Consider the following 19,622-nt stretch of genomic DNA (forward strand, 5'->3'; position numbering starts at 1 on the left):
ACACGAAAGCACGTTGTCATGTATCGTTATGACGAGTTCGATCAGTCCTTCGTGAACAACCGGGTCGCCGAGTTCAGCGACCAGGTCCAGCGCCGGCTTGCCGGTGAGATCAGCGAAGACGCCTTCAAGCCGCTGCGCCTGATGAACGGCGTTTACCTACAGCTCCACGCTTACATGCTCCGCGTCGCGATCCCTTACGGCACGCTGTCGTCGAAGCAGCTGCGCATGCTCGCCCACATCGCGCGCACCTATGACAAGGGCTACGGCCACTTCACCACGCGCCAGAACATCCAGTTCAACTGGCCGGCCCTGGCCGATATGCCGGCCATCCTGCGCGATCTCGCAACCGTCGAGATGCATGCGATCCAGACCTCCGGCAACTGCATCCGCAATGTCACCGCCGACCATTTCGCCGGTGCCGCCGCTGACGAAGTCGCCGATCCCCGTCCATATGCCGAGATCCTGCGCCAGTGGTCGTCGGTGCATCCGGAATTCTCGTTCCTGCCGCGCAAGTTCAAGATTGCCGTGACCGGTGCCGAGCGCGACCGTGCCGCGATACAGGTGCATGACATCGGCCTGCATTTGAAGAAGAACGAAGCCGGCGAACTTGGCTTTTCCGTTTATGTCGGCGGCGGTCAGGGCCGCACGCCGATCATCGCCAAGAAGATCCGGGATTTCCTGCCCGAAAAGGACCTGCTGTCCTACATCACCGCCGTGATGCGCGTGTATAATCTGCACGGCCGCCGCGACAACAAATACAAGGCACGCATTAAGATCCTCGTGCATGAAACCGGCACGGAAGAGCTGACCCGCCAGGTGGAAGCCGAGTTCGACGCCCTGCGCGACACCGAGCTGAAATTGCCCGAAAGCGACATCCGCGCCATCGAAACCTACTTCGCGCCGCCGGAACTGCTCGCCCGACCTGAAGGCGAGGCGGTGTGCAAGCAGGCACAGCTCGACAGCCGCGATTTCGCGGCCTGGCTCAACCAGAACGTCATTACCCACCACAATCCCGATTATGCCGCCGTCACCATCTCGCTGAAGGGCATCGGCGAAATTCCCGGTGACGCCACCGACTCGCAAATGGATGCGGTGGCCGACATCGTTGAGCGCTATGCCTTTGATGAACTGCGCGTCAGCCATGAGCAGAACCTGATCCTGCCGCATGTCGCCCGCGCCGATCTAAAGGCAGTGTTCGACGCGCTGGTTGAGATCGGTCTGGCGACCGCCAACTCCAACCTGATCTCGGACATCATTGCCTGCCCGGGTCTGGATTACTGCGCGCTCGCCAATGCCCGCTCGATTCCCGTTGCGCAGGATATTTCCCGCCGCTTTGCGTCACTGGAGCGACAGCGCGAGATCGGCGAGCTGAAGCTCAAGATCTCCGGCTGCATCAATGCCTGCGGCCATCATCATGTCGGCCATATCGGCATTCTCGGCGTGGAAAAGAAAGGCGCCGAGCTGTACCAGATCACGCTGGGCGGTTCGGGCGACGAGCACACCTCGATCGGCGAGATCATCGGCCGCGGCTTTGCGCCCGAAGACGTGACCGATGCGATCGAAACCATCGTCGACACCTATCTCGGCCTGCGCACCGATCCGTCCGAGCGCTTCCTGGATGCGTATCGCCGGGTCGGCTCCGCACCCTTCAAGGAGGCCCTTTATGGAGCTGACGCAAAAGCAGCGTGAGACCGGCCAACGCGACGAGGCCGTTTCGGCACTTGCTGTCGCAGCCGAGTTGGAAGGCCGCTACGGCCGTTTGGAGCCGGAAGAAATCATCCAGGTCGCGCTCGATCGCTTCGGTCTGGATGGCCTGGCCGCCGTGTCATCCTTCGGCGCGGACTCCGCAGCGCTCCTGCACATCGTCGCCACCGTGGACCCATCAGTGCCGGTGCTCTTTCTCGATACCGGCCACCACTTCGGCGAGACCCTGCAATATCGCGATGCGCTCGCGGCCGATCTCGGCCTCAGCAACCTGCAGATCGTCCAGCCGGACGAAACACGCCTCGCCGTCGAAGATCCCACGGGCCTGCTTCACAAGACCAGCACCGACGCATGCTGCGATGTCCGCAAGGTCGAGCCTATGGCGCGGGGTGTTGCACCTTTCAAGGCCTGGCTGACCGGCCGCAAGCGGCATCAGGCTTCCACCCGCAACGCCATTCCCGTGTTTGAGGCTGTCGGCAGCCGCGTGCGCATCAATCCGCTGGCAAGCTGGACCACGTCTGACCAGGCCGCTTACATGCGCGCCCATGCCTTGCGCGAGAACCCGCTGGTTGCCTACGGCTACCTGTCGATCGGCTGCTTTCCCTGCACCCAGCCGGTGGCGCCCGGTGAAGACCCGCGCTCGGGCCGCTGGGCGGGGCAGGCCAAGACCGAATGTGGTATTCACCTCTCCGGCCTCGATGCGTCCCTGACCTCTTCGACGCTCTGACCGCATGCTTCCGGAACTGACATGACCGACACGACTTCCCCAGAAAAGCCGGCCTGGCGTTTGTGGACCCCGCGAGGGTTCCGCGATGACGATACCTGGATCCATGGCGACGATGTCGGAGCAGCAGACGATACCAACACAGGCGTGATCCTGCCGCTGCTGACCTTCCTCAATCTCGATGAGGAACGCCGCGCCTCCCTGCGCGGCCGTCTCGGTGTCTCCGTTCAGCCCGGCGAGCCGCTGGACGATCTCGTGCCGTTCCTGCCCGACTTGAAGCTTGTGGCACTGTCGTTCCCGGCGTTTAGCGATGGCCGCAGTTTCTCAAAGGCGGAACTGCTGCGTGCGCGATATGATTTTGAAGGCGTGTTGCGCGCTACGGGCGATGTGCTGATCGATCAGGTCCCGCATATGCTGCGGCTGGGCTTCACCGAGTTCGAAGTATCGAACCCCACGGCCTTGAAGCGTCTGGCCGAAGGGCGGGTGGGCGGCATCGAGCAGCGCTACCAGCCCGCTGTTACGCCGGAAGAAAAAGGCGCCGGCTATTCCTGGCGGCGGGTTGCTCCCGCCAGCAATCGAACTTAGCTCAGGCGACGAATCCGGTCAGCCTGATCAAGGCGGTCGAGCAGGACTTCAAGATCGTCCGGCAGCGTGCGCTCCGTCTTGAAGGCGGGGAGATTGTGCAGAAAACGGCTATTGGTTTCTGTGCGGATCTGCCGCCTCAGATTGGCAGCGCCCGCTACCTCAACGCCCTTCTTGGTGTTTGCCTGCGTCATCATTCCGCTACTCCTGACACTCGGGAAACTCGATGACTTTCGAACGGTTCCAGCAAAAGCCGGACAAGTCATAGTTTGCGCGGGGCAGCGTAAAATTTTACTTAAATGCTGAATTCACCATAAGTGTCTGGGAATTCAGCACAAAACAAGAACATAAGTATAGGTCGAGACCTTACTTCGCGTTTTTTGCCACCCATGCTTTCATGGCGGCAATTTCAGGTTCCTGCGCCGCCACGACTTCCTCGGCGAGCTTCCGCAGTTCCGGATCCTTGCCGTATTGCAGCTGGACCTTGGCCATGGCCACAGCCCCCTCGTGGTGCGGGATCATCGAGCGCACGAAGTCCACATCGGGACTGCCGGTAAAGTCGATCGCCATGGCCTCATGCATCGCCGCATTGGCATCCTCGAACGCCTTCGTGGACGGGGCTGCATCGGCGTCACTCGCTTCGCTCATCGTGTGACCTTCATGGCCGGACATATGACCGGAATGATCCTGAGCAACAGCAAGACCGGACAGCGAAAGAAGGCCGAGAGCGGCAAGGGAAAGAGGAAGCGTTTTCATGGGAGAACCTTCGCGGGCAGCGTTGATGATCGGCGGAGGCTAAGGTTTCCAGTAAGGGGAAGGTCAACGCACAATCTGCCGCAGGCGCGCGCCGGGAGCTTTGCGCCTAGCTGCGGATCGCCGTGGCGCTGAGGGAACCGCAACAAAGCCAGCTAGTTCTTGCCTGGAGTTGTTCATGTCCTTGTTGTTCATGTCTGGAGTTCAACCATGGCGCCGCGTTCGTTCTGGAAGGGCTATCTCAAGCTCTCGCTCGTCACCTGCCCGGTGGCGATGACGCCGGCCACGACCGAGAACGCCAAGGTCAAGTTCCACACGCTCAATCGCCAGACCGGTAACCGCATCACCACGCAATATGTCGATGCCGTCACCAACAAGCCGGTATCGGACGAAGACGAGGTGAAGGGCTATCCGCGCGGCGAAGACGATTTCGTCATGCTGGAAGATGACGAGATCGACGCGGTTGCGCTGGATTCCACCCGCACCATCGACATCGAAACCTTCGTGCCGAAGGAAGACATTGGCTGGATCTATTACGACAAGCCGCATTTCCTTGTGCCCGATGACGAGGTCGGCGAGGAAGCCTTCTCCGTGATCCGCGACGCAATGGCCGAAACCGGCAAGGTCGGCATTTCCCGACTGGTGATGTATCGCCGCGAGCGCGCCGTGATGCTGGAAGCGCGCGACAAGGGCATCATTTTGTGGACCCTGCATTATGGCGACGAAGTGCGTGACGAAGACGCTTACTTTGGCGGTATCGGCGAGAAGAAGGTCGACACCAAAGAGCTCACGATGATCAAGAAGGTCATCGGCGAGCGTACACAAGACTGGACCCCGAAATTCGCCGAAGACCCCGTGCAGGACAAGCTGCTCGACATCATCGAAGCCAAGAAAAAGGGCCGCAAGGCCAAGCCGAAGAAGAAGGCGGAAGAGCCGCAGGAATCCGGCTCCAACGTCATCTCCATCATGGATGCGCTGAAGAAGAGCCTGGAAGCCGAAGGCGAGAAGAAGCCGGCCAAAAAGCGCTGAAAGCTAGCGCTTCCTGGCCCTTGTCTTGGTGGCTGGCAGCGGTCGCGCGGCGCTCAGGAAATCGCCCCACGGATCCCGCTTTCGGTTGGCGACATGATCAGGCGCATTCACCACGGTGAAGCCGGCCGGGCTGATCTCAGGTCCCAGCTCATCCCATTCGATCGGCATTGACACCGCTGCACCGGTTCTTGCGCGTGAGGAATAGGCGGCTACCGCCGTGGCGTTGCGGCCATTACGCAGATAATCCACCAGGATCTTGTTGGTGCGCTTGGATTTCGTGATCACCGAAACATACTCGTCCGGACTGTCGGCCGCCATGGCTTCCGCCATCTGCTTGGTAAAGGCCTTCACCGTGTCCCAGTCAGCCTTGGGCGTCAGCGGCGACACCACATGCAGGCCCTTGCCGCCAGACGTCTTCACGAAGGCTGCGAGGCCGACCGCTTCCATGCGCTCCTTGATCTCACGCGCGCCATCGCAGATGCGCTCCCAACTCACGCCTTCACCGGGATCGAGATCCATGATGATCGTGTCCGGCTGTTCCAATGCCTCGACTGTCGAGCCCCAGGGGTGGATTTCCAGCGCACCGGCCTGAACTAGGCCGATCAATCCATCGAGCCCATCGATCATCACCAGCGGTTCTTCGTCCGCTTCATCCTTGGGATCCTTGAACAGCTTGATTGCCCTGTTGGCGCCGCGCCAGACATGCTTCTGGAAGAAGCATTGGCCGTGGATCGTGTCGGGGCAACGCAGCAAGGCCAGTGGCCGGTTCAGCACGAAGGGCGCCATGGATCGCCAGACTTCCGCGTAGTAGTTGGCGAGGCCTTCTTTGGTGACGCCGTCTTCGGGCCAATAGATGCGCTCGGGATGGGTCAGCTTGACGCTTGAGGGAAGCGCGGCAGGTTTCCGCGAAACCTTTGTTTCTTCGGCCTTTACGGTCGCGATCGGTTCCTCTTTGACGACCTCCGCCGCCGGCTTGTCTTCACGCAGACCGCGGAACGAGGCATGGCGCAGATTGTGGTCGCCGGTCCAGCCGCGGAACTCGATCTCGGCAACAAGCTGCGGTTCCACGAACACGACATCGCGCCGCGCTTCCGCCGGCAGCTTGGCGGGGAAAGGGCTCTTGGCAATTTTGATTGCATCGAGCCTTTTGAACAACTCGCCGGCCACCTTGCGGCTATAACCCGTTCCGACGCGGCCGATATGCTGCAAGTCGCCATCTTCATAGACGCCAAGCACGAGCGAGCCGATCATCCGCTTGTCCACGGTGGACGGCACATAACCGGCGATGACGAACTCCTGCCGGCTAGAACACTTTGATTTCACCCAGCTTTTCGACCGTCCGGCGGGGTAGGGATCATCCGCGATCTTGGATATGACGCCTTCCAGATTGAGCTTGCACGCATGCGCCTTCACCACCTCGCCTTCCACGGTGAAGTGGCTGGAATAGCGCACCACGCCGCCTTCCGAGCCGACGATCCGCTCCAGCTCAGCCTTGCGATCGATCAGCTTGGCGCCGGTAAGATCCTGACCATCCAAGTGCATGAGATCAAAGGCATAATAGATGAAGCGGTCGCTTTTGCCTTCGCTGAGATCGGCCTGCAGCGCGGAGAAATCCGACGTGCCGCTCTGCGTTTCCACTACCAGCTCGCCGTCGAGCAGGGCGGTTTCGGCAGGCAAGGCCTTCAGTGCATCCACCACAGCTGCGCCGAACTTGGCCGTCCAGTCGAGCCCGGTACGGGTCATAAGCTTGACCTTGCCGTGATCGATCCGCGCTTGCAGACGGTAGCCATCGAATTTGATCTCGTGGATCCAGCGCTTTCCACTCGGTGCCTTCGCAACCAGCGTCGCCAAACCCGGCGGGATGAAGTCGGGGAGTTCGGCCTGCTTTCCGCCTTTGATCGAAGGCGCGCTCGACGGCTCCGCTGCCTTCGTGGAACGTGTCCGTTTTGGCTTCGCAGAGGCGGATTTTTCGGGAATTTTGCGCTCTATTTTTCCCGTTTTGGACGACCATCCCGGCATTTCACCGGCAATTTCATCCAGATTTCTCCCGGTTTTTACCGATTTTTCCCGCTCTTCGAGAATGTCGCCGTCGTCCGCCGACCTGGCGAAAGCATCATCAGCTTTGATCAACAACCAGTTGTCGCGCTTCTCGCGGGCCCGTCGCGGCATCTTCACGAGGTGCCATCGCCCGGAGAGTTTTTCGCCCTCCAGCTCGAATTCGAGATGACCCTTGGCGAGACCTTTGTGCGGATCGTAAGTCGGCTTCCAGGTTCCCCTATCCCAGAGCAGAACCGTCCCGCCGCCATACTCGCCTTGCGGGATCGTGCCTTCGAAGTCGCCATATTCCAGCGGATGGTCTTCGGTCTGAACAGCCAGCCGCTTCTCGGATGTGTCGAGGCTCGGACCCCGCGTCACCGCCCAGCTTTTTAGCACGCCGTCGAGTTCGAGGCGGAAGTCGTAATGCAGGCGGGTGGCATCATGCTTCTGGATGCAGAAGCTGTTGCCGGAGGCTTTCTTGACCTTGCCGCCGCGCGGTTCGGCGGTTTGGTCGAAGTTGCGCTTGCTGTGATAGTCCTCGAGCGCCATGATCAGGACGCCTTGCGCTGCGGTTCGGCCTTGGCGCGCTTGGCCGCAGCGGGTTTGCGGGCAGGAGCCTTCTTGGTAGTGGTCTTCTTAGGCGCGGCCTTGGCGCCAGCACCTTCGGCGCTGCGGCGCAGAGCATCCATGAGGTCGACGACCTTGGCGGGCGCCTTCGGCTTGGCAGCCTTGAAGTCGCGACCTTCCATCTTGGCCTTCACCAGTTCGGCGAGAGCCGATTCATAACGGTCGTCAAAGTTCTTGGGATCGAACTTGCCGGATTTGGTGTTGATGATGTGCTTGGCGAGATCGAGCATCTCCCCCGCGATCTTGGTGTCCGACATATCCGCAAAAGCTTCCTTCGCAGACCGCACCTCGTAGTCGAAGTTCAGCGTCGTCGCGATCAGCCCGTCATTGTGCGGGCGGATCAGGAGGTTGCGGACGCGGCGGAACAAGACGGTCTTGGCAAAGGCCGCCGACTTGGACTTGGCGAGGCCTCCGCGGATCAGGGCAAAGGCCTCCTGAGCGCCCTTGTCGGCTGGGGCGAGGTAATAGGGGCGGTCGAGGTAAACATCGTCAATGTCGCTGCAGGTGACAAAGGCCTCAACGGCGAGCGTCTTGTCGCTGTCTGGCACCGCGCTTGCGACCTCATCCGGTTCCAGCGTGATGTAATCGCCCTGATTGACCTCGTAGCCCTTGATCTGGTCGTCTTTTTCGACGGGCTTGCCGGTCTCGGCATCGATGAATTGGCGATGGACGCGGTTGCCGGTCTTGCGGTTGAGCGTGTGGAAGGCGATGCGCTCGGAGGTCGAGACCGCCGTATAAAGCGCCACCGGGCAGCTCAGCGCCCCGACCTTGAGGAAGCCTTTCCAGTTTGCCCGCGGTGCCACGTTTCCAAACTCCTACGCGTCTTCCTTCTAGAAAGACGGAGAAGTTGAATCGTTCCAAGATGTTGCCCACCTGAATGGAAACGGTTGCTGATCCTAGAATCGTTTGCTCAGGAAGGCTGAGCCTTTCAGGCCGAAGCGCCATGGCTGCTCGGCCGCCTTGGTGATGCCGATGCGAGGACCGGCGACAAGCGAGCCAGCCGGCGCCTGATGGCGGAAGGTGAAGGGTGGTTGATCCAGCGTCCGACCATCGAGCGTGATGTCAATGCCGAGTGCCTGGCACAGCTTGCCCGGCCCCGAACACAGCAACCGCAAGGCGTCCATTCCCCGACGTTCCCGCATGAGGTGAAGACCCCCAGTCGGCTCGATCGCGCGCAGCAGCACCGCGCTGCCGGGAAGGCAGGTAATGTTGAAGCACCAATGAATGCCATAGGAGCGATAGATGTAAGCGGTACCCGGCGAACCGAACATCGCCTTGTTGCGCAGGGTCTGGCCGCGAAAGGAGTGCGACGCCGGATCGTCCGGCTCATAGGCTTCCGTTTCGACGATGACGCCGGTGGCTTCGCCGACGCCGAAGAGGCAGCCGATCAGATCCGGCGCGACTGTAAGAGCCGGTCGCGCGAAGAAGGAGAGATTGAGTTCGGCAGCCAGATCAAACGTCCAGATTGGCCACCGACAGGGCGTTGTCCTGGATGAAGTCGCGGCGGGGTTCGACGTCGTCGCCCATCAGGCGGGCGAAGAGGGAGTCGGCGTCGGTGGCGTCGTTGACCTTGACCTGGAGCAGCGAGCGGACGTTGGGGTCGAGCGTGGTTTCCCACAGCTGCTCGGCGTTCATTTCGCCCAAGCCCTTGTAGCGCTGCATGGTCAGGCCCTTGCGGCCGGATGCAAACACGACGTCGAGGAGATGCAGCGGGCCGCTGATCATCTCGTTGATGTCCTTGCGGCGCAGAACCGGCGGGGTCTTGTAGATCTCGCCAAGACGCTCGGCGAAGCGGTCCATGGCGCGGGCATCGGCCGAGCTTAGCAGGCCGGCATCGAGCACAGCGGCTTCCTTCACGCCGCGCACGGTGCGCTCGAACACGAAACCGCCGGTGCCTTCGTTGGACGGGTTGGTCCGGCCGGTCCAGCCGCGTTCGGTTTCTTCCGAGACGGCATCGAGGCGCTTGGCGACCTCTTCGGCCAGCGCGTTGGCGCGGCCGAGATCGTCCAGCAGTTCCGGCTTCAAGGCACCCGCAATCGCTGCCTGTTCCACCACCATGCGGTTGTAGCGGGAATGCAGGCCGTTGATGAGGCCGCGCACCTGCAAGGCGTCATGCACGACGGAGTCGAGATCGCCGCCGGCGCGCACTTCGCCCGAACCGAGGTTCAGCGTGGCTTCGTCTAGACCGTTGTCGATCAGGTAGTCCTCGAAGGCCGGCTGGTCCTTGATATATTGCGAGCTCTTGCCGCGCGTGACTTTGTAGAGCGGCGGCTGGGCGATGTAGAGATGACCGCGCTCGATCAGCTCCGGCATCTGGCGGAAGAAGAAGGTCAGGAGCAGGGTGCGGATATGGGCGCCATCGACGTCGGCGTCCGTCATGATGATGATCTTGTGGTAACGTAGCTTGTCGGCGTTGAACTCGTCCTTGCCGATGCCGGTGCCCAGCGCGGTGATCATCGTGCCGATCATTTCGGACGACAACATGCGGTCGAACCGGGCGCGCTCGACATTGAGGATCTTGCCGCGCAGCGGCAGGATCGCCTGGTTCTGGCGCGAACGGCCACCCTTGGCCGAGCCACCTGCCGAGTCACCCTCGACGATGAAGATTTCGGACTTGGCGGGATCGCGTTCCTGGCAATCGGCCAGCTTGCCCGGCAGCGAGGTGATCGACAGCGTGCTCTTGCGCGTCATTTCGCGTGCCTTGCGGGCCGCTTCGCGTGCTGCCGCAGCTTGGATCACCTTGTCGATCAGCACCTTGCCTTCAGTCGGATGCTCTTCCAACCAGGTGCCGAGCGCTTCGTTGACGAGGCTTTCCACCACCGGCCGCACTTCCGAGGACACCAGCTTGTCCTTGGTCTGCGACGAGAATTTAGGATCCGGCACCTTCACCGAAAGCACGGCGGTCAGGCCTTCGCGACAATCGTCGCCGGTGAGCGAAACCTTTTCCTTCTTGGTCAGGCCGGAACTGTCGCCATAGCCGGTCACCTGGCGCGTCAGCGCGCCACGGAAGCCGGCAAGGTGCGTGCCGCCATCGCGTTGCGGAATGTTGTTGGTGAAGCACAGCACGTTTTCATGGTAGCTGTCGTTCCACCACATCGCGACTTCCACCGTGATGCCGTCGCGCTCGGCCTTGATGGCGATCGGCGCGGGGATCAGCGCCTTCTTGGCGCGGTCGAGATATTTGACGAACTCTTCCAAACCGCCTTCGTAAATCAGCTCGGTGGTTTTCACATCGGCCGGACGGCGATCGGTCAGCAGGATGCGGACGCCGGAATTCAGGAAGGCGAGTTCGCGCAGCCGGTGTTCCAGCGTGTTGTAATCGAACTCCACCATGGTAAAGGTTTCGGACGAGGGCAGGAAGGTGACTTCCGTGCCGGTCTCGTCGCCGGCGTCACCCGTGACTTCCAGCGGCGCGTCGGCCACGCCATGGGTGAAGCTGATGTCGTGGATCTTGCCCTTACGGCGCACCTTGAGCTTCAGCCACACCGAAAGCGCGTTGACCACCGAAACGCCAACGCCGTGCAGACCGCCCGACACCTTGTAGGAGTTCTGGTCGAACTTACCGCCGGCATGCAGTTGGGTCATGATGACTTCGGCGGCAGAAACGCCTTCCTCATGCATGTCGGTGGGAATGCCGCGCCCGTTGTCGGTGACCGTGCAGGAGCCATCGGCGTTCAGCGTCACCGTGACCAGCGTGGCATGCCCGGCCAGCGCCTCGTCGATCGCATTGTCCACGACCTCGTAGACCATGTGATGCAGGCCCGAGCCGTCATCGGTATCGCCGATATACATGCCCGGCCGTTTGCGCACGGCATCCAGGCCCTTCAGGACCTTGATGGAATCGGCGCCATATTCGGCTTGAACGCCGTTTGTTTCGGGCTGGTCAGACATGAATACTTCCGCTTCGAGGCCGTCGGAATTCGGCGCAATGCGCGCATTGCAAATTCGTGTGGCGAATCGCTTCTGAATGTCATGAGAATATAGGGTTTTGTGCGGCTTTTTCCACTTCGTGACGGGACTTTCGCACAGCCGGCTCTATCCTGTGGCAGGAGGAGGATCAGGAGGAGGAAAACCCGGCAATTGCCTGCCGGAACGCGACACCCGCTTGGGCGTTCATCGTGACCCCGGGCGGCGTGGCTCTCGCGCATGATCCTTTTGAGCCCGAAGCCGCAACCCGTTCGACGAGACTTCATGCATAACCGCATTATCGCCAACGACCGCACCAAGCTGCCGCAGCACCTTGCCACCAGCTTCATGCATGACCTGATCGACCGCTTCGACTGGTCGACAACGAGCTCGGGGCCAATCGGGACATGGCCGGAAACGATCGGCACCACGGTGCGCCTGATGCTGTCTTCCGATACGCCGATGGTCTTGCTGATCGGCCCCGAAGGCCTGCTGATCTTCAACGACGCTTATGCTGCCTTTGCCGGGCCGCGCTACAAGAGCCTGATTGGCATTCCTGCCGCGCAGGCCTTTCCAGAAATCGCCGACTTCAACCGGGAGAATGTCCGGCGGCTGAGCCAGGGCGAGACCTTCGGCTACAAGGGCATGAAGCTCCAACTCAACCGCACCGGCGAGTTGAAGGATCTTTGGCTCGACCTCGAATATATCCCGATCACCGAACGCTCCGGCGAGGTGCTTGGCGGCCTCGTTATGGTCAACGAGATCACGGAGCGGGTGGAAGCCGAACAGCAGCTCGCCGCCAGTCGCGAAACCATGTCCTTTGCGCTCGATGCGGCCGGCATTGTCGGCACCTGGGACTGGGACATCCGCAGGGATCAGGTCGTCGCCAACCGCAACTTTGCCGAGCTTTACGGCGTCGATCCCGCAGCGGCCGCGCGCGGCGCTCCGCTTGGCGATTTCACTGCCGGCGTGAACGCCGCTGACCGGCCGCTCCTCCAACAGGCAATCGACAGTGCCATCCAGGAGCTTGGCCCAGTGCGCGTGGAATATCGCGTTCAGGACCGCCAAGGCATCGAGCGCTGGGTGCTGGCTGTCGGCCGTGTGTTTCCGGGCGAGGACGGCAAGGCCGAGCGGCTGCCGGGTGTCACGGTCGACATCACCGAGCGCAAATCAACGGAAATGGCGCTGATCGACAGTGAAGCGCGGTTTCGCGCCATCGCCGATACGATGCCGCAGATGGTGTGGTCGACGCGCCCCGACGGCTATCACGATTATTACAACGCGCGCTGGTACGAGTTCACCGGCATGCCGGAAGGCTCCACCGATGGCGAGGAATGGAATGGCGTGTTCCATCCCGAGGATCAGCAGCGGGCGTGGGAGCAGTGGCGCCACTGCCTGGCAACCGGCGACCCCTACGAAATCGAATACCGGCTGCGCCATCGCTCCGGGCAATATCGCTGGACGCTGGGGCGCGCTTTGCCGATCCGGGAGGCCGACGGCACGATCATGCGCTGGTTCGGCACCTGCACGGACATTCATGAAAGCAAGATCGCGGCGGTGGAACGCGAGATCGTCGCGCAGGAACTCAGCCACCGCATCAAGAACATCTTCGCAGTGCTGACCGGCCTGGTGTCCTTGTCGGGCCGTCAATATCCGGAAATGGCCCCGGTTGTCGGCGAGTTGCGCCAGCGCATCGCAGCCTTGGGGCGCGCTCATGACTTCGTGAGGCCGCACAGCCATGTGTCGCGCGTGGCCGGCGTGGACACCACGATGCATGCGCTGGTGGCCGACCTGCTTTCGCCTTACGGCACGGATGCGACAAGGCTGATCTTCCGCGGCGAGGATGTCCCGATCGATGACCGCGCCGCTACGCCGTTGGCGCTGCTGTTCCACGAACTGGCGACCAATGCCGCGAAATACGGAGCGCTGGCCAACAACACCGGATCGATCACGCTGGAAACGCGGGTCGATCAGGATAGCGAAACCTACCACATGGACTGGATCGAAAGCGGCGGACCGGTGGTGGCGGAACCCACGACGCCGTCGGGGTTCGGCACCAAACTGATGGCGCTCAGCGTCAACGCCCAGATGGGCGGGACGCTGATCCCGACCTTCGCACCGGATGGCCTGCGCATGGCGATATCCATTCCCATGCGCAGTCTGACGCGGATCTACGTGTCGCCGAAAGCGAGTGCTTAAAGCTCGGCCGACTTTGCCCAAAGGTTGATGCCGGCATCCACCGCATAGCGGTCGATCTCGGCCAGTTCTTCGGCGGTGAAGTCGAGATTGCCGAGTGCGCCGACGCAGTCCACCACCTGTTCCGGCCGGCTGGCGCCGATCAGCGCGGAGGTCACGCGGCCGCCGCGCAGCACCCAGGCGAGCGCCATCTGCGCCAGCGTCTGACCACGCCGCTTGGCGATCTCGTTGAGAGCACGGATGTGGGCGAGGTTCTCTTCGCTCAGCGTGTTGGGATTGAGCGACTTGCCCTGTGCCGCCCGCCCGCCCTCCGCTTTGCCGGAGATGTATTTGTCCGGCAGCATGCCCTGCGCCAGTGGCGTGAACACGATCGAGCCGGTGCCGACATCGTCCAGCGTGTCCAGCAAGCCATCATCCTCCACCCAGCGATTGAGCATGGAATAAGCGTGCTGATGAATCAGCAGGGGCGTGCCGAGATCGCGCAGAATGGCCACCGCTTCACGTGTGCGCTTGGAGTTGTAGGACGAGATGCCGGCATAAAGTGCCTTGCCTGAACGCACGGCCTGATCGAGCGCGCCCATCGTTTCTTCCAAGGGCGTATCGGGATCGAAGCGGTGTGAATAGAAGATGTCGACGTAATCGAGACCCATACGGGCGAGGCTTTGGTCGAGGCTGGCCAGCAGATATTTGCGGCTGCCGAGATTGCCGTATGGCCCCGGCCACATGTCCCAGCCGGCCTTGGAGGAAATGATCAGTTCATCGCGGAAGCCGGCAAAGTCGGTGCGTAGGATCTCGCCGAAGGCGGTTTCGGCCGAACCGGGCGGCGGGCCATAATTATTAGCGAGGTCGAAATGGGTGATGCCGAGATCGAACGCCTGCTGGCAGATCGCGCGCTTGGTCTGATGAGGCGTGTCCTCACCAAAATTGTGCCATAGGCCAAGCGAAATGGCCGGCAGCTTCAAACCGGAGCGGCCGCACCGGTTGTAGATCATGGCGTCGTAACGCGTCTCGGCGGGCTTGTAGGTCATGCGCGATCTCCCTGGGGTCGATCACGCATGTAGCCGTTTGACGAGCGAAGACCAGCCGGGCCGTCGTTTAATCGCGCTGATGCCCCACGCGCAATCAAATTGCGCTGATACCCCAAGGCCCGTGGAAGGCGCCGGGCTTGTCGATGCGCTCGAAGGAATGGGCGCCGAAATAATCGCGCTGGCCCTGAATCAGGTTGGCCGTGCCGCGACCCTGACGGTACATGTCGAAATAAGACAAAGCCGAAGAGAGTGCCGGGACGGGAAGTCCGGCAGCAGCTGCGCGGGCGACGACCCGACGCAAACCGGCTTGCGCTCCGCGCATCATTTCCACAAAGGCCGGCACGACCAGAAGGTTGGTTTCCTTGTCCGCGCCTTCAAATGCATCCGCGATGGTGGACAGGAACTGCGAGCGGATAATGCAGCCCGCGCGCCAGATCCGGGCGATCTCGGGCAGGGGCAGGTTCCACTTGTAATCCGCGGACGCGCCGCTCATCACCGCAAAACCCTGCGCATAGGCTGCAATCTTGCCGGCCAGCAGTGCCAGTTCCAGATCCTCAAGCAGGGCCGCGTCGCGCTTCAGCGCCTCACCGAGCGAGCCGTAAGCCTTTTCGGCGACTTCGCGCTCGTTTTTCAGCGCCGACAGGCTGCGCGCGGCTACCGCCGCTTCGATTCCGGTGGCGGGGATGCCGAGCTGCTGCGCCTCGATGGCCGACCAGCGTCCGGTGCCTTTCTGGCCGGCACGGTCGAGGATGATGTCGACGATCGGTTTGCCGGTTTCGGCATCTTCGGTGTCGAGCACGGCGGCGGTGATCTCGATCAGGTAGGAGTTCAGCCGGCCTTCGTTCCAGCCGGCGAAGACCGGCGCCATGTCCTTCGGCGCCATGCCGAGGCCATCGCGCATGATGCCGTAGATTTCGGCGATCATCTGCATGTCGGCATATTCGATGCCGTTATGGATGGTCTTCACGAAATGGCCGGCGCCGTTTTCGCCGAGCCAGGCGCAGCAAGCCTGCCCCTCATACTGGACGGAAATGTCGAGCAGCACCTGTTCGATGCGCTTGTAGGAGGCTTCCGCGCCGCCCACCATGATCGAAGGCCCGTGCCGCGCGCCGACCTCGCCGCCGGACACGCCCATGCCGATGAAGTTCAGCCCGGTACCGTCAAGCACGCCATTGCGGCGCATCGTGTCTCGGAAATTGGCATTGCCGGCATCGATCACGATGTCGTCGTGCGACAGCAGCGGCTTCAGCGCCTCGATCTGGTCGTCCACGGGCTGGCCGGCATTGATCATCAGGATGATGGGGCGCGGCGGGCGGATCGCTTGGACGAATTCTTCAAGGCTGGTGCAGGGAATGATGTTGGAGCGAAGCTCGCCGGCCGCTTCAAAGAATGCGCCGGTCTTGGCCGTCGTGCGGTTGAAGACCGCGATGTCGTGACCTTTTTCGGCGATGTTGAGGGCGAGATTGGAGCCCATTGTTCCGAGCCCGATCAGGCCGATTTCCGCTTCCATGGCTGTCTCCTATGTTTCCGGCCAAGGGACGCCAGCAATGGGGACGCCAGCAAGGGTCGAGGTCGGAGTTAGCGGATGTTGGTCATCGACACGGCCGCGTCAACCAGCCGCATCGGGCAGGAGCTATGCGCGATTGCGATGGATGGGTTGGCCGAGTGCCTTTCGGTTGAAGTTGTCGTGCCCATCCTCACCACCACCGAACGTGCCCTAGAGGCTCTGCAGGATGTTCCTGGTGTCGGGCATACGCATCAGGGAGTTCGCTAGGTGTTCGCGCCAGCGGGGGCCAACCGCTATTGCTGTGCGATAGGCCCAGAGCAGATCGCCAGGCCGGTCTTCGGCCATCGCTTCGATCAAAAACGCAGCCTGCTCCCTGTCCTTCGATGCTTTCAAGCTCCCGTCACCTTCACGCCGACGATCGGCGACGATCAGCTTGTGGATCGCATACCGTTCGGGGCGAGGCACCTGCACCAGAACGCCGGCTCGGTAGATGGCCGCAGCGTGGATCGGCTCGGCGATGAGGAAATTGAGGTAGTTCAGCGCCTGTGCGTTGACGCCTAAAGCGGGCAGGTCGCGGATGGTTTCCTCACCGAACGCCGGCGTGAGGAACTCGACCAACTGGCCACTGCCACCCTGAGCCCAGCGCCAGGTATGACGTGGGTCTAGCCCCGGCAAAGGGGCGAACTTCAGCGCCGCGAACGTTTCAACCAAGCCGGGGTCGACCTGATCCTCCAATGCGATGCTGAGCTTTTCGAATTGGGCAACATCGATGTCGCCGGTGTTTGCCATTCCGCCTAACGGCAAGCGGATGCCAAGCTCGCCTTCGTACAGGCGGAATGCGTTCGTGCCAACCATTGTGCCGCCGAGCCGAAACGTCCCGGCGTCTGCCATGGCGGACAAGATGGACCCGGTCGCCCTATCTGTCGGTGTCAAACCCTCTGCCCGCAGCAGACGGACCAGCCGCGCCCGCTCAGCCTGGCGCTCTCTTGCTGTCGCGTGCAGCGCCTCAATGCGGTGTATGCGCGTGCGCGTCTCGGCGCTGTCTTCGCCGATGTAGAAGAAGCGCATCTCTGATCCGACACGGCGCGCCGCATACCAGTAGGCCTTATTGCCGCGCTGTTTCAGCGTCGGTTTGCCCTTGATGCTGGAGACTGCATCGTCTCTCAACAGTCTCACAAGATCGGTGTAGGCGCTCATCGCAATGCTGCCGAGAGACATCATCCCTATCATTTCCAGATTTTGATAGGCACAGTATGCCAATCAAAAATGAAAATTGCTAGGCAAGGGAGCTTCGGAATTGTGAAGGGAGCGGAAGGTTTTCCCGTCTGCTCAAACAGCCTTCCGCTTTCTTCCGTAAAGCTCGAGCCGGTGATGGACGATGTCATAGCCGAGACGCTCGGCGATCTCGGCTTGCAGGGCTTCGATCCGTTCCGACTTGAACTCGATGACATCACCCGTGTCGAGATCGATCAGGTGGTCGTGGTGATCGCCGCCTGCTTGTTCGAAGCGCGAGGGGCCGCCCTCGAAGGCGTGGCGGTGGATGGCGCCGAGGCCTTCGAGCAGCTTCATCGTGCGATAAACAGTCGAGAGCGAGATGCTCGGGTCGATCGCGGAAGCGCGGCGGAAGATTTCCAGCGCGTCGGGATGATCTTCGGTTTGCGTGAGCAGGCCGACTATGACGCGTCGCGGCCGGGTCAATCGCACGCCGGCGCGCTTCAACTCGCCTTCATAGTCCCGCTTGTGAATCACTGGTTCAGTCATGCCGCCATTATGCGGTACTCCGACGCCAGTTGCAAAAATTGTCATCTGGCTTCTTATTGCAAATGATTTGCAACTGCATTGACGGATGGGGAGGCCTGATCTAGATGGAGTGCGATACGGCACTTCTGACTGGAAGACCCTCCATGGACGCACCCAACACGGCAACCGGCTGGCGCAAATCCGGCGGCGAGCTTTCGCTTTCCGATGTTCACGGCAGCGTGCCGGTCAGACGGCATGGCCCCATCTGGAAACGAGCCTTCGCGTTCATCGGTCCCGGCTACCTTGTTGCGGTCGGCTACATGGACCCCGGCAACTGGGCGACCTCGCTCGCAGGTGGATCGAAGTTTGGTTACACACTGCTGACCGTGGCGCTGGTGTCCAACATCATGGCGATCGTGCTGCAATCGCTCTGCGCGCGTCTCGCCATCGCTTCCGGCCGCGATCTCGCGCAGGCTTGCCGCGATGCCTTTCCGCGATCGGTCGCCTTCACGCTCTGGGCGCTGGCTGAAATCGCCATCATCGCCACCGACATCGCGGAAGTGATCGGCACGGCGATCGGCCTCAATCTGATCTTCGGCATTCCGCTCGAAATCGGCGTCGTGATCACTGCGCTCGACGTGTTCCTGATCCTGTACCTGCAGAAGCTCGGCTTTCGCTGGGTGGAAGCCTTCATCATTGCGCTGCTGGGCGTCATCGCCGTGTGTTTCGGCATTCAGATCGCCATGGCCGACCCGAATTGGGGCGAGGTGATCCGCGGCTTTGCGCCGACCACCGAGATCGTGACCAACCCCGAAATGCTCTACCTCGCATTGGGCATTCTCGGTGCGACCGTGATGCCGCATAATCTGTATCTGCATTCCGGCATTGTGCAGACCCGCGCTTACGGCGACACGTTGCCCGAGAAGCGGCAGGCGATCCGCTTTGCCACGATCGATTCCACGGTCGCCTTGATGTTCGCGCTGTTGATCAACGCGTCAATCCTGATCCTGGCAGCAGCGGCGTTTCATGCTACCGGCCGAACCACTGGCGCGGACCCTGTTCGGTATCGCACTCTTGTGCTGCGGCTTGAACTCGACGGTGACGGCGACAATCGCCGGTCAGATCGTAATGGAGGGCTTCCTCCAACTGAAATTCGCACCCTGGCTGCGCCGCCTCATCACGCGCGCCATTGCGATCGTTCCGGCAGCTCTGGTCACGGTCTGGTATGGCGAAGCGGGCACGGCCGAACTGCTGATCCTGACCCAGGTCGTGCTCAGCCTGCAGCTGTCGTTTGCGGTGTTTCCGCTGGTGATGTTCACGGCCGACAAGACCAAGATGGGCGCCTTGGTGGCGCCGCGCTGGTTGTCGGTCTGCGCCTACCTGATCGCGATCATCATCGCGCTGTTGAACGTGAAGCTGCTGTTCGACTTCGTGATCGGCTAACATCGCCGGTCACCGCCAAGTAAGAAAACCGCGCCGTGGGAGATCCAACGGTGCGGTTTTTGCTTTTGCGGTGAGGTGTGCTTGCGAGAAAGGGCGCAGGTCAAAGCCGATAAGTTGGCGATCTACAGACCGTGCCGCTCAACACGCAAAGAAACCGCGCCGCTGGAGATCCAACGGCGCGGTTTCAATTCAACGATATGAAGCGCTTTATGCGCGGCCGGCGCTCGGTGCTGCGCCCTGGCCTGCACCGCCCTGGCCCGGACGGGGCTCACGGAGCTTCTTCTTCGGCGCTGCGATCAGGCCTTCGCGCTGGGCGAGCTTGCGAGCGGCCTTGCGGCTGCGGCTC

15 protein-coding genes and 1 pseudogene are annotated in these 19,622 nt (G+C 61.6%); 6 read left to right on the forward strand and 10 right to left on the reverse strand.

The window, feature by feature from the left end:
* Positions 1-18: 18 nt before the first annotated feature.
* Genes RTX98_RS10215 through RTX98_RS10225 form a run of 3 tightly spaced genes read left to right on the forward strand, consistent with a single transcriptional unit; the run spans position 19 to position 3,013 of the window.
* The gene (locus tag RTX98_RS10215) at positions 19-1,689 is read left to right on the forward strand and encodes a nitrite/sulfite reductase (protein ID WP_312796390.1); all 1,671 of its coding nucleotides are present in this window, start codon (positions 19-21) and stop codon (positions 1,687-1,689) included.
* Positions 1,664-2,431: a phosphoadenylyl-sulfate reductase gene (locus tag RTX98_RS10220; RefSeq protein WP_312796391.1), complete on the forward strand. Its 768-nt coding sequence runs from the start codon at positions 1,664-1,666 to the stop codon at positions 2,429-2,431. The genes RTX98_RS10215 and RTX98_RS10220 overlap by 26 nt, the downstream gene beginning before the upstream one ends.
* A gap of 21 nt (positions 2,432-2,452) precedes the next feature.
* On the forward strand, positions 2,453-3,013 hold the full coding sequence (locus RTX98_RS10225) for a DUF934 domain-containing protein (RefSeq protein WP_312796392.1): 561 nt from the start codon (positions 2,453-2,455) through the stop codon (positions 3,011-3,013).
* Here the strand turns inward: RTX98_RS10225 and RTX98_RS10230 are convergent.
* Together RTX98_RS10230 and RTX98_RS10235 are read right to left on the reverse strand one after the other, a co-directional pair.
* A complete protein-coding gene (locus RTX98_RS10230; protein ID WP_312796393.1) occupies positions 3,010-3,207 on the reverse strand; it encodes a hypothetical protein in 198 nt (65 codons plus the stop codon). The two genes, RTX98_RS10225 and RTX98_RS10230, sit on opposite strands and share 4 nt — an antisense overlap.
* A gap of 169 nt (positions 3,208-3,376) precedes the next feature.
* Positions 3,377-3,766, reverse strand: coding sequence for a DUF305 domain-containing protein (locus tag RTX98_RS10235; RefSeq protein WP_312796395.1), 390 nt, complete (start codon positions 3,764-3,766; stop codon positions 3,377-3,379).
* Positions 3,767-3,973: 207 nt separating this feature from the next.
* Here RTX98_RS10235 and RTX98_RS10240 point away from each other — a divergent pair, with 207 nt between their 5' ends.
* Positions 3,974-4,792: a Ku protein gene (locus RTX98_RS10240; protein WP_312796397.1), complete on the forward strand. Its 819-nt coding sequence runs from the start codon at positions 3,974-3,976 to the stop codon at positions 4,790-4,792.
* A 3-nt stretch (positions 4,793-4,795) separates the two neighbouring features.
* On the opposite strand, the gene ligD is transcribed toward RTX98_RS10240, so the two are convergent.
* From ligD to gyrB, 4 genes are all read right to left on the reverse strand, one after another.
* Positions 4,796-7,378, reverse strand: a complete 2,583-nt coding sequence (ligD, locus tag RTX98_RS10245; RefSeq protein WP_312796399.1) for a DNA ligase D — start codon at positions 7,376-7,378, stop codon at positions 4,796-4,798.
* 2 nt (positions 7,379-7,380) lie between these two features.
* Positions 7,381-8,259 (reverse strand): Ku protein, encoded by an 879-nt coding sequence (locus RTX98_RS10250; protein ID WP_312796401.1) that lies wholly within the window; start codon positions 8,257-8,259, stop codon positions 7,381-7,383.
* A 93-nt stretch (positions 8,260-8,352) separates the two neighbouring features.
* Positions 8,353-8,907: a DNA-3-methyladenine glycosylase gene (locus RTX98_RS10255; protein WP_312796411.1), complete on the reverse strand. Its 555-nt coding sequence runs from the start codon at positions 8,905-8,907 to the stop codon at positions 8,353-8,355.
* A gap of 1 nt (position 8,908) precedes the next feature.
* The gene (gene gyrB / locus RTX98_RS10260) at positions 8,909-11,347 is read right to left on the reverse strand and encodes a DNA topoisomerase (ATP-hydrolyzing) subunit B (RefSeq protein WP_312796403.1); all 2,439 of its coding nucleotides are present in this window, start codon (positions 11,345-11,347) and stop codon (positions 8,909-8,911) included.
* Between the two features lie 300 nt (positions 11,348-11,647).
* Here gyrB and RTX98_RS10265 point away from each other — a divergent pair, with 300 nt between their 5' ends.
* A complete protein-coding gene (locus RTX98_RS10265; RefSeq protein ID WP_312796404.1) occupies positions 11,648-13,561 on the forward strand; it encodes a PAS domain-containing sensor histidine kinase in 1,914 nt (637 codons plus the stop codon).
* Here RTX98_RS10265 and mgrA read toward each other — a convergent pair.
* From mgrA to RTX98_RS10285, 4 genes are all read right to left on the reverse strand, one after another.
* Positions 13,558-14,586 (reverse strand): L-glyceraldehyde 3-phosphate reductase, encoded by a 1,029-nt coding sequence (mgrA, locus tag RTX98_RS10270; RefSeq protein ID WP_312796405.1) that lies wholly within the window; start codon positions 14,584-14,586, stop codon positions 13,558-13,560. The two genes, RTX98_RS10265 and mgrA, sit on opposite strands and share 4 nt — an antisense overlap.
* Positions 14,587-14,680: 94 nt before the next feature.
* The gene (gndA, locus tag RTX98_RS10275) at positions 14,681-16,096 is read right to left on the reverse strand and encodes an NADP-dependent phosphogluconate dehydrogenase (RefSeq protein WP_312796406.1); all 1,416 of its coding nucleotides are present in this window, start codon (positions 16,094-16,096) and stop codon (positions 14,681-14,683) included.
* Between the two features lie 207 nt (positions 16,097-16,303).
* Positions 16,304-17,314: a GSU2403 family nucleotidyltransferase fold protein gene (locus tag RTX98_RS10280; protein WP_312796408.1), complete on the reverse strand. Its 1,011-nt coding sequence runs from the start codon at positions 17,312-17,314 to the stop codon at positions 16,304-16,306.
* A gap of 108 nt (positions 17,315-17,422) precedes the next feature.
* On the reverse strand, positions 17,423-17,854 hold the full coding sequence (locus tag RTX98_RS10285; protein WP_312796412.1) for a Fur family transcriptional regulator: 432 nt from the start codon (positions 17,852-17,854) through the stop codon (positions 17,423-17,425).
* A gap of 143 nt (positions 17,855-17,997) precedes the next feature.
* Here RTX98_RS10285 and RTX98_RS10290 point away from each other — a divergent pair.
* Positions 17,998-19,276, forward strand: a pseudogene (locus RTX98_RS10290) (Nramp family divalent metal transporter).
* Positions 19,277-19,622 lie beyond the last annotated feature (346 nt).

It is taken from the genome of Tianweitania sp. (genome assembly GCF_032053605.1).
GTDB lineage: Bacteria > Pseudomonadota > Alphaproteobacteria > Rhizobiales > Rhizobiaceae > Tianweitania.

Bases quoted from the DNA above. Each gene is read 5' to 3' on its own strand.
- RTX98_RS10235 (WP_312796395.1), bottom strand. From the start codon at position 3,766: ATGAAAACGCTTCCTCTTTCCCTTGCCGCTCTCGGCCTTCTTTCGCTG.
- ligD (WP_312796399.1), bottom strand. From the start codon at position 7,378: ATGGCGCTCGAGGACTATCACAGCAAGCGCAACTTCGACCAAACCGCC.
- RTX98_RS10220 (WP_312796391.1), top strand. From the start codon at position 1,664: ATGGAGCTGACGCAAAAGCAGCGTGAGACCGGCCAACGCGACGAGGCC.
- gyrB (WP_312796403.1), bottom strand. From the start codon at position 11,347: ATGTCTGACCAGCCCGAAACAAACGGCGTTCAAGCCGAATATGGCGCC.
- RTX98_RS10225 (WP_312796392.1), top strand. From the start codon at position 2,453: ATGACCGACACGACTTCCCCAGAAAAGCCGGCCTGGCGTTTGTGGACC.
- mgrA (WP_312796405.1), bottom strand. From the start codon at position 14,586: ATGACCTACAAGCCCGCCGAGACGCGTTACGACGCCATGATCTACAAC.
- RTX98_RS10285 (WP_312796412.1), bottom strand. From the start codon at position 17,854: ATGACTGAACCAGTGATTCACAAGCGGGACTATGAAGGCGAGTTGAAG.
- RTX98_RS10215 (WP_312796390.1), top strand. From the start codon at position 19: ATGTATCGTTATGACGAGTTCGATCAGTCCTTCGTGAACAACCGGGTC.
- RTX98_RS10240 (WP_312796397.1), top strand. From the start codon at position 3,974: ATGGCGCCGCGTTCGTTCTGGAAGGGCTATCTCAAGCTCTCGCTCGTC.
- gndA (WP_312796406.1), bottom strand. From the start codon at position 16,096: ATGGAAGCGGAAATCGGCCTGATCGGGCTCGGAACAATGGGCTCCAAT.
- RTX98_RS10280 (WP_312796408.1), bottom strand. From the start codon at position 17,314: ATGATGTCTCTCGGCAGCATTGCGATGAGCGCCTACACCGATCTTGTG.
- RTX98_RS10230 (WP_312796393.1), bottom strand. From the start codon at position 3,207: ATGATGACGCAGGCAAACACCAAGAAGGGCGTTGAGGTAGCGGGCGCT.
- RTX98_RS10265 (WP_312796404.1), top strand. From the start codon at position 11,648: ATGCATAACCGCATTATCGCCAACGACCGCACCAAGCTGCCGCAGCAC.